Consider the following 15760-nt stretch of genomic DNA (forward strand, 5'->3'; position numbering starts at 1 on the left):
GTCAGCCTGGACCGGCATTGCAGGGGTGTCAGACACCTGCCGACCTGCCGCAGCCGTGTATAGAACCCGGTGTCTGACACCCGTGTGAGACGGTCGTCAGCCTGGACCGGCATTGCAGGGGTGTCAGACACCTGCCGACCTGCCGCAGCCATGTATAGAACCCGGTGTCTGACACCCGTGTGGGACGGCCGTCAGCTTGGACCGGCATTGCAGGGGTGTCAGACACCTGCCGCAACTGTGCATTGAACCCGGTGTCAGGGCCGCTTATACGCCACGCAGTCGACTTCCACCTTTGCATCCACCACCAAGCTCGACTGCACGCAGGCACGCGCCGGCGGATTGGCGCCGAAGTACTCCTTGAACACCTTGTTGAACGACGCGAAATCACGCGCGTCGTCCAGCCAGACGCCGCAGCGCACGACGTGTTCGGGGCCGTAACCGGCTTCCTGCAAGATGCCGAGCACCTGCTGGATGGCCTTGTGGCTTTGCGCGACGATGCCGCCTTCGATCACTTCGCCGTTGTCCATCGGCACCTGGCCGGACACGTACAGCCAGCCGTCGGCGGCGACGGCGCGGGCGAAGGGCATGTGCGAGCCGCCCTGGCCGGTGCCGCCGGCCACGCCGTAGCGGGTGATGCCGTTGTTGTCGGGAGTAGGGGTAGCGCTCATGGGATGGTTCTCCTTGAAGATGTCCGGACGTAGCCGCGGCTAGGCGGCGGAAAGATCGGGATAGGACGCGCGCAGGTCGCCGCTGCGCGGCAGCCAGCGGCCGGCGCGCTCGCCGGTGGCCTGGCCCTTGCGGTAAGACAGGACGCCGTTGACCCACACCGCCTCGATGCCCGCCGCGGCCTGCACGGGTTCAGCGAAAGTGGCGCTGTCGATGACGGTGTCGGGATTGAACAGCACCAGATCCGCGTGATAACCCTCGCGCACGAAGCCGCGCTCGGCCAGACCGAAGCGGGCGGCGGACAGCCCCGTCATCTTGTGCACGGCCTGGGCCAGCGGGAACAGGCCCACGTCGCGGCTGTAATGACCCAGCACGCGCGGGAAGGCGCCCCACAACCGCGGATGCGGCATCGGATCGTTCGGCAGGCCGTCCGAGCCCACCATGGTCAGGCGGTGCGACAGCACGCGGCGCACGTCGTCTTCGTGCATGTTGTGATACACCGCGCCGGCCGGCTGCAGCCGCTTTGCCGCTTCCAGCAACGTCACGCCCCAGTCGGCCGCGATCGCGGCGAGCTTGCGGCGCGCCTGTTCCGGATGCGGCTCGGACCACGTGATGTCGATGTCGAATTCGTCCGTGACCTGCTTCAAATCCAGCGTCGACGAGCTGGCCGAATACGGATAGCAATCGCAGCCCACGTGCTGCATGCGCCCCGCGTTTTCCAGCGCGAACAGCACCTCTTTCGTGCGGCCCCAGTTGCCGGCCCCCGCGCATTTCAAGTGCGACACCACCACCGGCACACGCGCATGCAGGGCGATATCGAAGGCTTCCTGCATGGCTTCCAGGATGGCGGCAAATTCCGATCGCAGGTGCGTCGTGTACAGCGCGCCGAACTCGTCCAGGGCCTCGGCCAGCAGTTTGACCTCGGCCGTGTCCGCCTCGAACGCGGACGCATACGCCAGGCCCGTGCTCAGGCCGATCGCGCCATGCGCCAGCGCATCGCGCAACTGCTCGCGCATCGCCAGCACTTCTTCCCGCGTCGCCGCCCGGTCCAGCCGGTCCATGTGATTGCTGCGCAAGGCGGTGTGCCCGACCAGCGCGGCCACGTTGACGGCCGGTTGTGCGGCCTCGATGGCGCGGGTGTAGTCGGCAAAGGTGGCATAGCGGAAGTCCTCGCGCTTGCCCAGCAGGTTCATCGGGTCGGGCGGATCGCCGCGCAGCGTGACCGGCGAGGCGCTGATGCCGCAGTTGCCCACGACCACGGTCGTCACGCCCTGCGAAAGCTTCGGCAGCATGTCGGGCGTGCGGATGACGTTCGTGTCGTCGTGCGTGTGGACGTCGATGAAGCCCGGCGCCAGCGCCAGGTCGGTGCCGTCGATGATCTGGCGCGCCGGCGCGCCGGGCAGATCGCCGATGGCGGCAATGCGGCCGCCTTCCAGCGCCACGCTGGCGCGGATTTCCGGACCGCCGGAGCCGTCCAGGATCCGGACGTTGCCTATAAGGGTGTCGTACATCGTGGTTTCCAGATCAATCGCCCAGCGGCAGGCGGTTCGGCCCGCCGCGGTGCTCATCCAGCGCCAGCTTGATGCGGCGCAGGCGTTCGCGGTTTTCTTCCTGGTTCAGCATGGCCAGTTCGGTCGACAGCAGGTCGATGGCCAGCATCATCGCGTAGCGCGAGGCGGAGGGCTTGTAGATGAAGTCGGTCTCGTCGGTGCGGATCGGCAGCACCACGTCGGCCAGCTTCGCCAGTTCGGACGAGGCGTCCGTGATGGCGACGATGCTTGCGCGGTACTGCTTCACGATGCGCGCCGCGCCCAAGATTTCTGGCGTCAGGCCCGACGCCGACAACACCAACACGGCGTCGCGTTCGTCCAGCGTGGCCGCCACCATGCGCAGCAGCACGGCATCGCTGTAGACGGCGATGGGATAGCCCAGCCGCACCAGGCGTGACTGCACTTCCTGCGCCAGCACCGCCGACGCGCCGCCCATGCCGAAGACATAGATCATGCGCGCCCCGTCCACGATGGACGCGGCCGCTTCGAACAGCTGCTCGGTGAAGGCCGGCAGATGCGCGCGCAGCGTGCTCTCGATGTCGGCATAGATGCGCGCGTAGAACGTGCTTTCCTCGGCCGGCGCGGTGGGATCCAGGAAGCGGCTGCCCACCGTGCTGGCCTGCGCCAGCTTCATCTTCAGGTCGCGCGTGTCGTCGCAACCGACCGTGCGCGCGAAGCGCGAGATGGTGGCGATGCTGACGCCGGCCTTGGCGGCAAGCTGGTCCACCGTGGCGCTGGCGCTCCAGATGATGTCGTCCAGGATGGCGTCGGCCACCTTGCGTTCGGTCACGCTCAATGCGTCCCGCCGACTGCGTATCTGGAAGACGATGTCGCGGATGATGTTCATGTGTGATTCCTGGATCAATTCGGGCGGGCTCAGGCCGCGAGCGCGGGATCGTCGAGGCGGATGCAGGACACGTAGTGGCCCGCGCTGACGCCGACGGCCGGTGGCACGGCCGCGGCACAGGCGTCGATGGCGTGCGGGCAGCGCGTGCGGAACACGCAGCCGGAAGGCGGGTTCACCGGGCTCGGGATATCGCCCTTCAGGAGGATACGCGAACGCGGGGCGCGCGGATCCGGCACGGGCGCGGCGGACAGCAGGGCGCGCGTGTAGGGATGGCGGGGGCGGGCATAGACTTCGCTGGTCGGCCCGCGCTCCATGACGCGGCCCAGGTACATCACCACCACGTCGTCGCACAGGTAGTCGACCACGGCCAGGTCGTGCGCCACGAACAGCATCGTCAGGCCCAGGTCGCGCTGCAAGTCCTGCAGCAGATTCAGCACCTGCGCCTGCACCGACACGTCCAGCGCGGACACCGGCTCGTCGGCCACGATGAAATCCGGCTCCACCGCCAGCGCGCGCGCAATGCCGATACGCTGGCGCTGGCCGCCCGAGAACTCATGCGGATAGCGGCGGCTGTGGTCCGCGTTCAAGCCCACGCGTTCCAGCAGTTCGCCGATCCGCTCGGCGCGGCGGTTCTGCGCCAGCTTGTGCGTGTCCAGCGCCTCGCCCAGGATCTCGGCCACCGTCATGCGCGGATTCAGGCTGGCGTACGGGTCCTGAAACACGATCTGCATGCGGCGGCGCCACGGCAGCATCTGCTTTTCGTTCAGCTTGGTGATGTCCTGTCCGTCGAACACGATGCGGCCGGCGGTGGGGGCGAACAGGCGCAGCAACGCGCGCCCGGTCGTGGTCTTGCCGGAACCGGATTCGCCCACCAGGCCAACGATGGTGTTGCGCGGCACGTCGAAGCTCACGCCGTCCACGGCGCGCACGACGGGGGCGTTGCGTGACTGCGAGGTCGGAAAGTGGACTTTCAGGTCGTCGATGCGCACCAGCGGCTCGGCGGCGCGGGGAGTCGGAATGCTCGTCATATGGGGTTCACCTTGATGCAGCGGGCGCGGTGTTCGGCCTGCACCGTCACTAGGTCGGGCACGCCTGCGCGGCAGTCGTCCGCGGCCAGCGGGCAGCGCGGCGCAAACGTGCAGCCGGCCGGCAGCGACAGCACGCTGGGCACGTTGCCCGGAATGGCGCGAAGACGTTCGCCCGACGCCAGCAGCGCGGCGGTCGGCAGACAGGACAGCAGGCCGCGCGTGTAGGGATGCGTGGGCTTTTCGAACAGGTCGTAGACGCCGGCGTCCTCGACCACGCGCCCGGCATACATGACGGCTACGCGATGCGCGATCTCGGCCACCACGCCCAGGTTGTGCGTGATGAAGAGAATGCTCATGTTCATCTCGGCCTGCAGACGGCGGAGCAAATCCAGGATCTGCGCCTGCACCGTCACGTCCAGCGCCGTCGTGGGCTCGTCGGCGATCAGCACGGCGGGATTGCAGGCCAGGGCCAGCGCGATCATTACGCGCTGCCGCATGCCGCCCGACATCTGATGCGGGTATTCGTTGACGCGGCGATCGGCCGCCGGGATCTCCACGCGCTCCAGCATCTCGCGGGCGCGCTTCAATGCCGCGGCGCGCGAGCCGCCTTCGTGCTGCAGCACCGCCTCGGCGATCTGGTCGCCCACGGTGTACAGCGGGTTCAGGCTGGTCATGGGCTCCTGGAAGATCATCGCGATCTCGGCGCCCCGGATGCGTTGCAGTGTGGCCGGCGTCGCGTGCGCCAGGTCGTGCTGGACGCCCTGGCGGTCGCGGAACAGGATCTTGCCGGCCTCGATGCGGCCCGCCGGCTTGGGCAAGAGGCCCATGATGGACAGGCTGGTCACGGACTTGCCGGAACCGGATTCGCCGACGATGGCCAGCGTTTCGCCGCGGGCCAGGTCGAAGGTGACGCCGTCCACCGACTTGGCGATGCCGTCGCGGCTGTGGAACCAGGTTTTCAGGCCTTCCACCGACAGCACGATGTCTCGGGTGCTTGCGGTCATGTTTTACAGCTCCTTGCGCAGGCGCGGATCGAGAACGTCGCGCAGGCCGTCGCCCACCAGTTGCAGCGACAGCACGGACAGCACGATGGCGATGCCGGGAAAGATCATGATCCAGTCCGCCGAGCCCATGTACTGCTGGCCGGCGTTGATCATGGTGCCCCAGGTCGGAATGTCGGGCGACACGCCCACGCCCAGGAACGACAGGCCCGCTTCGGCCAGGATCGCGTACGCGAAGATGAAGGTGCCCTGCACCAGGATGGGCGACACCAGGTTGCGCAGCACGTGCACGGTGACGATGCGCCACGTCGGCACGCCCAGCGCGCGGGCCGCTTCCACGAAGGGCAGCTCGCGGATCACCAGCGTCGAGGCCCGTACGATGCGGGCGAGGCGCGGCGTGTACACGATGCCCAGCGCGATCACTACGTTGACCAGCGACGGCCCCAGCGCGGCCACCAGCGAGATCGCCAGCAGGATGTCGGGGAACGCCATCATGGCGTCGATCAGCCGCGACACGAACTTGTCGGCGGTGCGGAAGAACCCGGCGATCAGCCCCAGCGCAATGCCCAGCACGCTGGACAGGATGACAACGGAAAAGCCCACCATCAGCGACAGCCGTCCGCCGTGGATGACGCGGCTGAAAACGTCGCGGCCGAAGTCGTCGGTGCCGAACCAGTGCGCGGCGCCGGGCGCCTTCAGGCGATTCATGATGGACAGCTTGAACGGATCGTAGGGGCTGATCCACGGCGCCAGCAGCGCGGCGGCCGCCAGCACCACGATCACGATGAGGCTGATCAGCACCGTCTTGCGCGACACCAGCAGGCGCAGGACCTGCCAGCGGTCCGAGCCGGGATTCATGGAAGTTGCAGTCGTCATGTCGATGGCTCAGTAACGCACGCGGGGGTCGACCACGAGGTACAGCAGGTCGATGAACAGATTGATCAGCACGTAGATGGCCGCGATGATCAGCAGCGCGCCCTGGATGACCGGATAGTCCCGCCGCAGCACGGCCGACACCACCAGGCTGCCCACGCCGGGCAGGCCGAACACGGTCTCGGTCACGACGGCGCCGCTGATGAGCAGCGCCGTGGTCAGGCCCAGCACCGTCAGGATCGGGATCAACGCGTTGCGCACTGCGTGCTTCAGGATGACCTTGCGTTCCGGCAGGCCCTTGGCGCGCGCCGTGCGCACATAGTCGTCGCGCAGCACGTCCAGCATGCTGGCGCGGATGAAGCGGGTAATCAGCGCCGAATTCACCAGTCCCAGCACGACCGCGGGCAGGATCAGGTGCGAGAGGCGCGTGGCGAGCGAGGCGTCCGGCCCGCCATAGCCGGCCACCGGCAGCCAGCCCAGCTTCACGGAGAACACCTGCATCAGCAGCAGCCCCAGCCAGAAGCTCGGCACGCTGGATGTGAACATCGAGAACGACAGCACGGACTGGTCCAGCGTCGTGCCGCGTTTGACCGCCGACAGAATCCCGACCGGCAGCGCGATGGCGCTGGCGATCAGCAGCGACATCAGCGTCAGCAGGATCGTCGGTTCGGCCCGGTCGGCCAGCGCGGACAGCACCGGCTTGTTCATGAAGATGGACTGGCCCAGGTCGCCCTGCACCAGCTTGCCCAGCCACGACACGTACTGCAGCGCCACGGGCTGATCCAGCCCGAGCTGCGCGCGCAGGGCGGAGATGTCCTGCTGGCTGGCCTGCGGGCCGAGCATCACGGCGGCCGGGTCGCCGGGCGTGAGGCGGATGATGACGAACACGATGGTCGCGACGATGAACATCACGGCCACCAGCCCGACCAGCCGATTCAAGAGATAACGCAACACGGTGAAGTCCTGGAAATCATTCTCGTGGGCGCGAGCGGATCGCGCGGTCTGCGGTGGCGGGCGGCAGCGGCCGCCCGCCGGGCAGGGGGCTTACTTGGCCGCCTTCCAGGCGTTCCAGAAGTACGGCCACGGCACCGCCTGCGTGCCTTGCAGTGACGGCGAGCGCGCGGCCTGCGCGTTGAAGTCGCCCACCTTGATGAACGGCACTTCGTCGTACACGGCCTGCTGCACGTCGGCCCAGCGCTTGACGCGCTCTTCCTGCGAGCCGGCCTGGTTGAAGGCGTCCAGCACCTGGTTGCGGCGCGGCGTGTCCCACCAGCCCGGCGCGTCCTTGGACGGGAAGTCGATCAGCGCGGGTTCAGGCAGGAAGGGGCTGTGGGTAATGAAGATGTCCCACACGGCTGGATCCTGGCGGCGCTGCGTCAGCGTGGCCCAGTCCACGACCTGCATGTCCACCGTGAAGCCGGCGGCCTTCAGGTATTCGGCGGCGACCAGCGCCATCTTGTAATGGAACTCGTACTGCTGGCTGGTCAGGATGCGGATCTTGCGGTCCTGCACGTTGGCGCCGTCCACCAGCTTCTTGGCCGCGGCGGCGTCGCCCTTGTTGTAGACCTTGCCGCCCAGCGACGTGGCCCACGGGAAGCCTTCCGGATACAGGTCGCCGTTGAGCTTGTAGAAGTTCTTGTCGCCGAACGCCGCGAACAGCATGTCCTCTTCGTTCAGGGCCAACTGCACCGCCTGGCGCACGGCCTGGTTCGACATGATGCCCTGCTTGGTGTTGAGCACCAGGCGCGGCCAGCCGAAGGGCTTGAGCATGACCGGATCGGAGCGGCCGTTCTTCAGCTTGGGCAGCGACTCCACGGGCAGCGAATCCACATAGTCGAACTGGCCCGCCACCGCGCTTTCCACGCGGGTGTTGGCATTGCTGACCGGCACAAAGCGGATCTCGTCCAGGTATTGCTTGCGCGCGCCGCCGTAGCCGTTGGGCTCGCCTTCGCGCTGCTTGTAGCCGTCAAAGCGCACCAATTGCACGTACTGGTCGGGCACGCGGGCCTTGAGCTGGTAGGGGCCAGTGCCGATGAACTCGGTCAGGGCCGGCGCGATCTTGCCCTTGGGCATGACGACCGCGGCGCTGTTGTTCATGGCCAGCAGCGCGGTCAGCGGCGCGTACGGCTGCTTGAGCGTGATGCGGATCGTGTTGGCGTCCGGGGCCTCGATGCCGCTGATGATCTTGGCGGCCATCTTGCCGCGCGTGGCGGTCTCGGTCCAGCGCTTCAGCGACGCCAGCACATCCGACGAATCCATTTTCGAGCCGTCATGGAACGTGATGCCCTGGCGCAGCGGGATCGTATAGACCAGCCCGTCGGCCGACACTTCCGGCATCTTGTCGGCCAGGAGCGGCGTCAGGTTCCACTTGGCGTCGAAGGTGTACAGCGTCTCGAAGAAGTGCTGGGTCAGGATGCCGACGAGGTCGGCCGTGCTGGTCATCGGGTCCAGCGTCGGCGGCTCGCCGATGGTGGCGACAGAGATCGTGCCTCCCTTGACCGGCGTGGCACAGAGGGCGGGGGTCGACAAAGCGGTCAAGCCAATTGCGCCGGCCGCGAGCAGGCTCTTCAGCCCACCGCCTCGCCGGGAGGTACGGAAGTTCATGATTCTCTCTCCAGAGGAACAGAAACAGGTTGTCGCGTGAAATCGGATGAGCGCCGGGAGCCCGGATGCTGCGGTCCCCTGTGGGCCTGGCGCGGTGCCGCGGGCTGGGGGACTAGAAGAAGGTTTCGGCCACGCCGGTGACGCCGTAGTGCTCGTTCACCAGCAGGATCTGGCGCCATTTGTCGAACGTCAGGCAGGGATGCGAGATGTCGAAGGCGATCATGTCGCCGACCTGGATGTCGTCGCCGTCGCCCACCTGCATGAAGGCATGCTGGTCCATCATCGCGGACAGCTTCCAGTGGGCCGGCGCGGCGCCGGGCTGCACCGAACCGGGCCGGTAAAGCAGGGCAGGGGTGGGCAGGCCCGCGTCGAAGGCGGCGTCGCGCTTGCCCATTGCGATGATGGCGCGGCCGGGCTCGGGCAGCGACTGCACGTAGGCCCAGACCTGCAAGGCAGGTTGCAGGCCGGGCTCCATCTTGCGCGCCACCGGGTTCTGCGCGTTGATGCGCTCGGCCGCGGTGCGGTAGATGCCCACGTCGTGCGACAGGTAGCAACCCGGACGCAGCACCACTTCCAGCGCGCCGCCGATGTCCAGTTGCGAAAATTCCTCGGCGACCACGTCGAACCAGGCCGAACCCGCGCCGGAGATGATGGCCGGACCGTTCTTGCGCAGGCGGCCCGCGGCGGCCAGGCCGCGCAGCGCATCCGTGGCGCGGCGCAGGAACGCGCGGATGGCGCTTTCTTCCTGCAGCACGCCTTCATAGACTTCGATGCCGGCCAGCACCAGGCCGGGCCAGCGGGCAATCTCGTCGGCGACCGCCTGCAACTGTGCGTCATCGCGCACGCCGGTGCGTCCGCCGGCCGGGCCCAGTTCGATCAGGACGGGCAGCACCTTGCCTTCGTCGCCGAAGAACTTGCCAAGCTGTGCGGCGTTGGCGGCCGAATCCACGATGCAGAAGAACGTGAAAGCGGGATCCTGCAGCAGGCGCGCAATGATGGCCATGTTGGCGCGGCCCACGAGCTGGTTGGCCATCAGCACCCGGCGCACGCCGTGCTGGTAGGCCGCCAGCACCTGCGGCGCGGTCGCCAGCGTGATGCCCCAGGCGCCGTTGTCGATCTGGCGCTTGAACAGCGCCGGACTCATCGTTGTCTTGCCGTGCGGCGCCAGCTTGACGTGATAGGCCTCCATGAACTGCTGCATCCACTGCAGGTTGTGGCGCACGCGGGCCTCGTACAGCACGGCTACGGGCAGGCTCACGTCTTCGTTCAGCAGATTCCAATTGAGCGCCGCCACGTCGGCGGTCGTACAGGACTCGGGAAACGCGCCCAGGCCTTTGCCATTCACGTCCAGCGGCGCTGCGGGGGAGGAGGAGTTGGTCATGGCGGCGTTCCGGTATGGAAAATATTTACGTCAAAACTGGTTTTTTTCATTATCGTGAAAGAAATTTACAAGCGGGAGCTAGGAGTTTCCCGTAGCCCCGGCCGCGCCGACGGTGGGAAAATAGGTCCATGCTGCGCGCCCCACAGGGCGCGCCCGTGCTTAGACAAAGGAAAAGCCATGCTGAAAGTCGCCCTGGGCCAGTTCGCCGTCAGCCGCGTCTGGGAAGAAAACGCGCAGGTCTGCATCGACCTGATGGAACGCGCCCGCGCCGGCGGGGCGGGCCTGCTGGTCCTGCCCGAAGGGATCCTGGCCCGAGACATCACCGATCCGCAGATCGTGTTAAAGGCCGCGCAGCCGCTGGACGGCCCGTTCATCACGCGCCTGCTCGCGGCCAGCCGCGGTTCGGACCTGGCCACGATGATGTGCGTCCATGTGCCGACAGGCGAGGGCCGGGTGTGGAACACGCTGGTCACCATCCGCGACGGCCAGATCCTGTCGCAGTACCGCAAGCTGCACCTGTACGACGCCTTCACCATGAAGGAGTCCACCAATGTCACCGCCGGCACCGACATCCCGCCGTTGCTGGACATCGCCGGGCTGCGTGTCGGCCTCATGACCTGCTACGACGTGCGCTTTCCCGAACTGGCCCGCCGGCTGGCGCTGGACGGCGCCGACCTGCTGGTGCTGCCGGCCGCCTGGGTGCGCGGTCCGCTCAAGGAAATGCACTGGGAAGTCCTGGTGACCGCGCGGGCGCTTGAAAACACCTGCTACATCGCGGCCACCGGCGAATGCGGCGAACGCAATATCGGGTGCAGCATGGTCGTGGACCCGCTGGGCGTCGTCACGGCACGGGCCGGCGAAGCGCCCGCGCTGGTCTTTGCCGACATCGACCCCGAACGGCTGGCCCATGCGCGCAAGGTATTGCCCGTGCTGGCCAACCGCCGGTTCGGCCCGCCCGAACTGGCGTAGGCCGGCCACGCTGCCGCCGCGCGGGGCGGCCGGCAGGCGAGGGGGCCGAGCCGGACATGGTGTAATGCAGGCTTGAAATCCTTGCTGTATTCCTTCATCTGCTGCCAATGAGCAACGATCTCTTCGCGGCCGATCCTGCGCATCGGCCCTACGTTCCCCTGGCCGAACGCCTGCGTCCCCGCACATTGGCCGACGTGGTCGGCCAATCGCACCTGCTGGGACCCGACAAGCCGCTGCGCGTCGCCTTCGAATCCGGCCGTCCGCACTCCATGATCTTCTGGGGACCGCCGGGCGTGGGCAAGACCACGCTGGCGCGCCTGATGGCCGACGGCTTCGATGCGCAGTTCATCGCCATCTCGGCCGTGCTGGGCGGCGTGAAGGACATCCGCGACGCCGTGACGGTGGCGCAGATCGCGCAAGGCCAGGGCCGCCGCACGATCCTCTTCGTCGACGAGGTGCACCGCTTCAACAAGGCGCAGCAGGATGCCTTCCTGCCCTATGTCGAAAGCGGGCTGTTCACGTTCATTGGCGCGACCACTGAAAACCCTTCGTTCGAAGTCAATTCGGCTTTGCTGTCGCGGGCGCGCGTCTACGTGCTGCAGTCGCTGACGGCCGAAGAGCTGCAGCAGCTGGTCGACCGCGCGGTGCAGGCGCTCAACGAAGGCCAGGATGACGGCGCGGCCATCCGCATCGAACCCGACGCGCGCGAACAACTGGCCGCCTGGGCCGATGGCGATGCGCGCCGGCTGATCAGCGCGGTGGAAGTCGTGGCCGAATCCGCGCAGTCCGCGGGACGCGACACGGTGGATGCCGCCTGGCTGGAAATCTCGTTGTCGCAGAACCTGCGGCGCTTCGACAAGGGCGGCGACGCCTTCTACGACCAGATCAGCGCGCTGCACAAGTCGGTGCGCGGCTCCAATCCGGACGCGGCGCTGTACTGGTTCTGCCGCATGATCGACGGCGGCGCCGATCCCAAATACCTGTCGCGGCGCCTGGTGCGCATGGCGGTGGAAGACATCGGCCTGGCCGACCCGCGCGCCACGGACCTGGCGGTGAACGGCGCCGACATCTACGAGCGCCTCGGTTCCCCCGAAGGCGAGCTCGCGCTGGCGCAGGCGGTGGTCTACATGGCGTGCGCCGCCAAGTCCAACGCCGTCTACAACGCGTACAACCAGGCGCGCAAGTTCGCGGCGGAACACGGCAGCGCGCCGGTGCCCATCCACCTGCGCAACGCGCCGACCAAACTGATGAAACAGCTGGGCCACGGCAAGGCCTATCGCTACGCGCACGACGAGCCCCACGGCTACGCCGCGGGCGAGCAATATTTCCCTGATGGACTCAAGCCTTCCTTCTATCGGCCGACCGATCGCGGCCTGGAGGCTAAAATCCAGCAGAAGCTGGCATTCCTGCGCGAGCTGGACGCGCAGGAACGCGCCAAGAACCGGTGACGGGCAAGCCCCGCCGCCTTTTTTTTCAACCTCACCGACCTCACCATGCTAGACCCGATACTGCTGCGTAAAGACCTGCAAACCGTCGTAGACCGCCTCAAGACCCGCGGCGTCGCCTTCGACACGGAACGGTTCAACGACCTGGAGTCTCGCCGCAAGGCCGTCCAGACCGAGACCGAGTCCCTGCAAGCCCGCCGCAATGCGCTGGCCAAGCAGATCGGCCAACTGAAGGCCAAGGGCGAGGACGCCAGCGCCGTCATGGCGGAATCGCAGGCCGTACCCGAGCGCCTGAAGCAGCTCGAGGAAGAGCTGGCCGCCCTGCAGCAGCCGCTCAACGACCTGCTGATGTCGGTGCCGAACCTGCCGCACGCCAGCGTGCCGCTGGGCGAGTCCGCCGACGACAACGTCGAGGTCCGCCGCTGGCTGCCCGGTGAAGCCGGCGCCGACGGCAATCCGCCCGCGCTGGGTTTCGAGGCGCGCGACCACGTGGCGCTGGGCGAACCGCTGGGCCTGGACTTCGACATGGCCGCCAAGCTATCGGGCGCGCGCTTTTCGTTCATGCGCGGTCCCATCGCCCGTCTGCATCGTGCGCTGGCCCAGTTCATGCTGGACCTGCAAACCGGCACGCACGGCTATACCGAGTGCTACACCCCCTACATCGTCAACGCCTCGACGCTGTACGGCACCGGCCAGTTGCCCAAGTTCAAGGACGACATGTTCGCGGTCTCCAAGGGCGGCGGCGACGACGATCCCAAGGTCGACGACCAGGGCAAGCCGTACGTGCGTGAAGACCAGTACCTGATTTCCACGTCGGAAATCACGCTGACCAGCGTGGCCAGCGGCGCGATCCAGGCCGCCGCCGACCTGCCGCTCAAGCTCACCGCGCATACGCCGTGCTTCCGCTCCGAAGCCGGCAGCGGCGGCCGCGACACCCGCGGCATGATCCGCCAACACCAGTTCGACAAGGTCGAAATGGTGCAGATCACGCAACCGGAGCAGTCGTACGACGCGCTGGAGGAAATGGTCGGTCATGCCGAGCGCGTGCTGCAGTTGCTGAACCTGCCGTACCGCGTCGTGCTGCTGTGCACGGGCGACATGGGCTTCGGTTCGGCCAAGACCTATGACCTGGAAGTGTGGCTGCCGGCGCAGAACACTTGGCGCGAGATTTCGTCGGTGTCGAACTGCGAAACCTTCCAGGCCCGCCGCATGCAGGCGCGTTTCCGCAATGCCCAGGGCAAGCCGGAATACGTGCACACGCTGAACGGTTCGGGATTGGCCGTGGGCCGCGCGCTGGTCGCCGTGCTGGAAAACCACCAGCAGGCCGACGGCAGCGTGCTGATTCCGGAAGCGCTGCAGCCTTATATGGGTGGTATTGCGGTACTCAAACCCTGATATTGCCGCGCGTCCATCGGCCATATGGCGGATAAAAAGACGGAGCCTTCGGGCTCCGTTTTTTTTTATCATTGCCGACATATTCCTGTCGTTTTGGAACGCTATCGTGCTCGCGTGAGTGCTTGATTTTTGATGTGAGCAATTGTGTATTTGGCATAAAAGGGCCGGATAGTTACGGCACAATACACCGGCGTTCTACACGCTTCATTCACTTATATAACAAGGAGTTGTCCATGACTTCAAGAATGATTGGAGATTTTCGTGTGAGATGCTCTGTGGCAAAGGAAGACGAGCAGGGCTATCGGGTGCAAATATGGACCCGCCGTATTGGCGGTACCGCACCGGAAAAATGCTGGACCGTGCCGGGACAGCCGCCCTTCGCCGAGTTGCACGAAGCAGAACAGGAAAGCCGTCATCTGTTTCAGGGCATCAATGGTGTGCGTTTTAACGGTGAACCGGAGTTTGCTCATGCGTCCGCATAATGGTTGGTGGCGGGCGTCCAGTGCGCCGCGCCGCTGGATTGATCTCGTTCAGGAATCTCCGCGTTGGGCCGATGACAAGGCCAAACCGGTATCGCAACAACCGGCCTCGCTGGCTGCCAAACCTGTGCAGGCGCCTGCTGCCTGACAGGGCATCGCGCGGGGCACCGGACATTGCCTCGACGAAAAAAAGGCCACTCGCTAGAGTGGCCTTTGCTTTTGCAGCAAGCTGGAATCAGTGACGGTGGTGGCCATTGCCATGGCCGCGGTAATGGCCATGGCCATGCCGAGGGCCGCGCCAGTCGCGGCGATCGTAGTAGCGGCCGCCGCCGTAGTACACCGGCCCCGGATAAACCACGGGCGGCGGCGCGACATACACGGGCGCCGGACGGTAATACACCGGCGGGGGCGGCGCCACGTAGACGGGCGCCGGGGCTACATAGACGGGCGCGGGGTAGACGACGCCCGGCACGCCGATGGAGATGCCGACGTCCACGCGTGCCAGGGCAACGCTCGAGATCATCAAGCCCGCGGCGCCAATACCTGCAATAAGCCATTTTTTCATCTTGCACCTGCCCGCTGCGAATCACAGCAAAGTTGAGTATTCATTGCCGCCATTTTCGGCGGTTTCCGCCAGCTATTCGTAAGCAGCGGGGCCGCAATAGCGACAATCCGCAACCGCCCCCCTTTTTAGACGCGTATGCCTGCTGCAGTGCGGCAGCGGGCGTCCGCTGTGGCGGAATCCGTATTGAAGTCGATTGAAATGGGATGGAATTGATTGAAGCGGGGGAGCGGCGTTACACCTGGACACCAACTCCAGGCGGGCGGCTGGAGCCGGTGTTGCACCGGCGCGCCAGCCGCCTAGTAATCCGACTTGTTGTAGGGCGTGGTCTGGCGGTATTCGACCACCCACACCCAGGGATTCGCCGCCCACGCATGTGAGCCGTAACGTTCGCACCACATCAACGCGAACGCAGTCTGCAGCGGCACGCCCGGCAATAGTGCGGAACTCTGATAAAGCGACTGCGTGCCTTCGGCGCGCGCGTCGGCCTCGGTCAGATTTTGCAGCCGCTGAATGCGTACGCCCACTATGACGGCGCTGGCAAACGGCGCGCCCGCCTCGTCGGCGAGGATGATGGTCTCGCCCGATTTGCCGTACGGACACCTGACCCAGCTCGAGGTCTTGCGCATTTCGGAAGGGCTGTCGGGTGATGGCCCCATGGCCACCCATCTGCCCGAATCCGCGGCGTCCGCGTACCAGACCGTGGTGAACTTGGACGGCTGCGGCTTGAGGATGCGCCGGCTCTGAACCTTTGCTCCATCCAGAATGGCTTGCTTGAGCGGTTCGCTGAATTGAAGTAACTGCCGTTTCATGTGCTAGCTGTATCCCTCGCGATGAACGCTTAGCGCGCTTATTGCTGTTATGGCCGGGGCCCGCACGTGCCACCTGCTTGAAATGTGCTCAAGCTCTGCATGCGGAGTATGACGTGTCACGACTTACCTGTCAGGGGGGCGCTTCATT

At 66.3% G+C, this 15760-nt stretch carries 15 protein-coding genes; 4 read left to right on the forward strand and 11 right to left on the reverse strand.

The genetic code is table 11. From position 1 onward, the window contains the following. Window positions 1–254: 254 nt before the first annotated feature. The 9 genes from RT697_RS10985 to RT697_RS11025 all read right to left on the reverse strand — a co-directional run bounded on the left by RT697_RS10985 (window position 255) and on the right by RT697_RS11025 (window position 9950). Complete coding sequence (locus RT697_RS10985) at window positions 255–668, reverse strand: RidA family protein (protein ID WP_313698837.1); 414 nt, start codon at window positions 666–668, stop codon at window positions 255–257. Window positions 669–707: 39 nt separating this feature from the next. Further along, the gene (locus tag RT697_RS10990; RefSeq protein ID WP_313698839.1) at window positions 708–2177 is read right to left on the reverse strand and encodes a D-aminoacylase; all 1470 of its coding nucleotides are present in this window, start codon (window positions 2175–2177) and stop codon (window positions 708–710) included. 13 nt (window positions 2178–2190) lie between these two features. Then, window positions 2191–3063 carry a MurR/RpiR family transcriptional regulator gene (locus RT697_RS10995; protein ID WP_313698841.1) on the reverse strand — a complete coding sequence of 291 codons (873 nt, stop codon included), beginning with the start codon at window positions 3061–3063 and terminating at the stop codon, window positions 2191–2193. A gap of 29 nt (window positions 3064–3092) precedes the next feature. Further along, window positions 3093–4091, reverse strand: coding sequence for an ABC transporter ATP-binding protein (locus RT697_RS11000; RefSeq protein ID WP_313698843.1), 999 nt, complete (start codon window positions 4089–4091; stop codon window positions 3093–3095). Further along, a complete protein-coding gene (locus RT697_RS11005; RefSeq protein ID WP_312437249.1) occupies window positions 4088–5095 on the reverse strand; it encodes an ABC transporter ATP-binding protein in 1008 nt (335 codons plus the stop codon). The genes RT697_RS11000 and RT697_RS11005 overlap by 4 nt, the downstream gene beginning before the upstream one ends. Window positions 5096–5098: 3 nt before the next feature. After that, window positions 5099–5968 (reverse strand): ABC transporter permease, encoded by an 870-nt coding sequence (locus RT697_RS11010; protein ID WP_056568629.1) that lies wholly within the window; start codon window positions 5966–5968, stop codon window positions 5099–5101. Window positions 5969–5977: 9 nt separating this feature from the next. Further along, complete coding sequence (locus tag RT697_RS11015; protein WP_313698846.1) at window positions 5978–6919, reverse strand: ABC transporter permease; 942 nt, start codon at window positions 6917–6919, stop codon at window positions 5978–5980. Window positions 6920–7009: 90 nt separating this feature from the next. Then, on the reverse strand, window positions 7010–8569 hold the full coding sequence (locus RT697_RS11020; RefSeq protein ID WP_313698848.1) for an ABC transporter substrate-binding protein: 1560 nt from the start codon (window positions 8567–8569) through the stop codon (window positions 7010–7012). A gap of 112 nt (window positions 8570–8681) precedes the next feature. Continuing rightward, window positions 8682–9950, reverse strand: a complete 1269-nt coding sequence (locus tag RT697_RS11025) for an amino acid deaminase (protein WP_313698849.1) — start codon at window positions 9948–9950, stop codon at window positions 8682–8684. A gap of 177 nt (window positions 9951–10127) precedes the next feature. Here RT697_RS11025 and RT697_RS11030 point away from each other — a divergent pair, with 177 nt between their 5' ends. From RT697_RS11030 to RT697_RS11045, 4 genes are all read left to right on the forward strand, one after another. After that, on the forward strand, window positions 10128–10919 hold the full coding sequence (locus RT697_RS11030) for a deaminated glutathione amidase (RefSeq protein WP_313698851.1): 792 nt from the start codon (window positions 10128–10130) through the stop codon (window positions 10917–10919). Between the two features lie 107 nt (window positions 10920–11026). Next, window positions 11027–12367 carry a replication-associated recombination protein A gene (locus RT697_RS11035; protein ID WP_056568621.1) on the forward strand — a complete coding sequence of 447 codons (1341 nt, stop codon included), beginning with the start codon at window positions 11027–11029 and terminating at the stop codon, window positions 12365–12367. 45 nt (window positions 12368–12412) lie between these two features. Continuing rightward, window positions 12413–13759, forward strand: coding sequence for a serine--tRNA ligase (serS, locus tag RT697_RS11040; RefSeq protein ID WP_313698853.1), 1347 nt, complete (start codon window positions 12413–12415; stop codon window positions 13757–13759). Between the two features lie 233 nt (window positions 13760–13992). Beyond that, a complete protein-coding gene (locus RT697_RS11045) occupies window positions 13993–14241 on the forward strand; it encodes a hypothetical protein (RefSeq protein ID WP_175123125.1) in 249 nt (82 codons plus the stop codon). A gap of 232 nt (window positions 14242–14473) precedes the next feature. Here the strand turns inward: RT697_RS11045 and RT697_RS11050 are convergent, their stop codons facing one another. Further along, the gene (locus tag RT697_RS11050) at window positions 14474–14803 is read right to left on the reverse strand and encodes a virulence factor (RefSeq protein WP_191577671.1); all 330 of its coding nucleotides are present in this window, start codon (window positions 14801–14803) and stop codon (window positions 14474–14476) included. Window positions 14804–15099: 296 nt separating this feature from the next. Then, entirely contained in the window at window positions 15100–15612 is a 513-nt protein-coding gene (locus RT697_RS11055; protein ID WP_313698855.1) for a hypothetical protein, read from the reverse strand. Between the last annotated feature and the right edge of the window lie 148 nt (window positions 15613–15760).

Origin of the sequence: Achromobacter sp. (assembly GCF_032113835.1) — a bacterium.
Classification (GTDB): domain Bacteria; phylum Pseudomonadota; class Gammaproteobacteria; order Burkholderiales; family Burkholderiaceae_B; genus Achromobacter.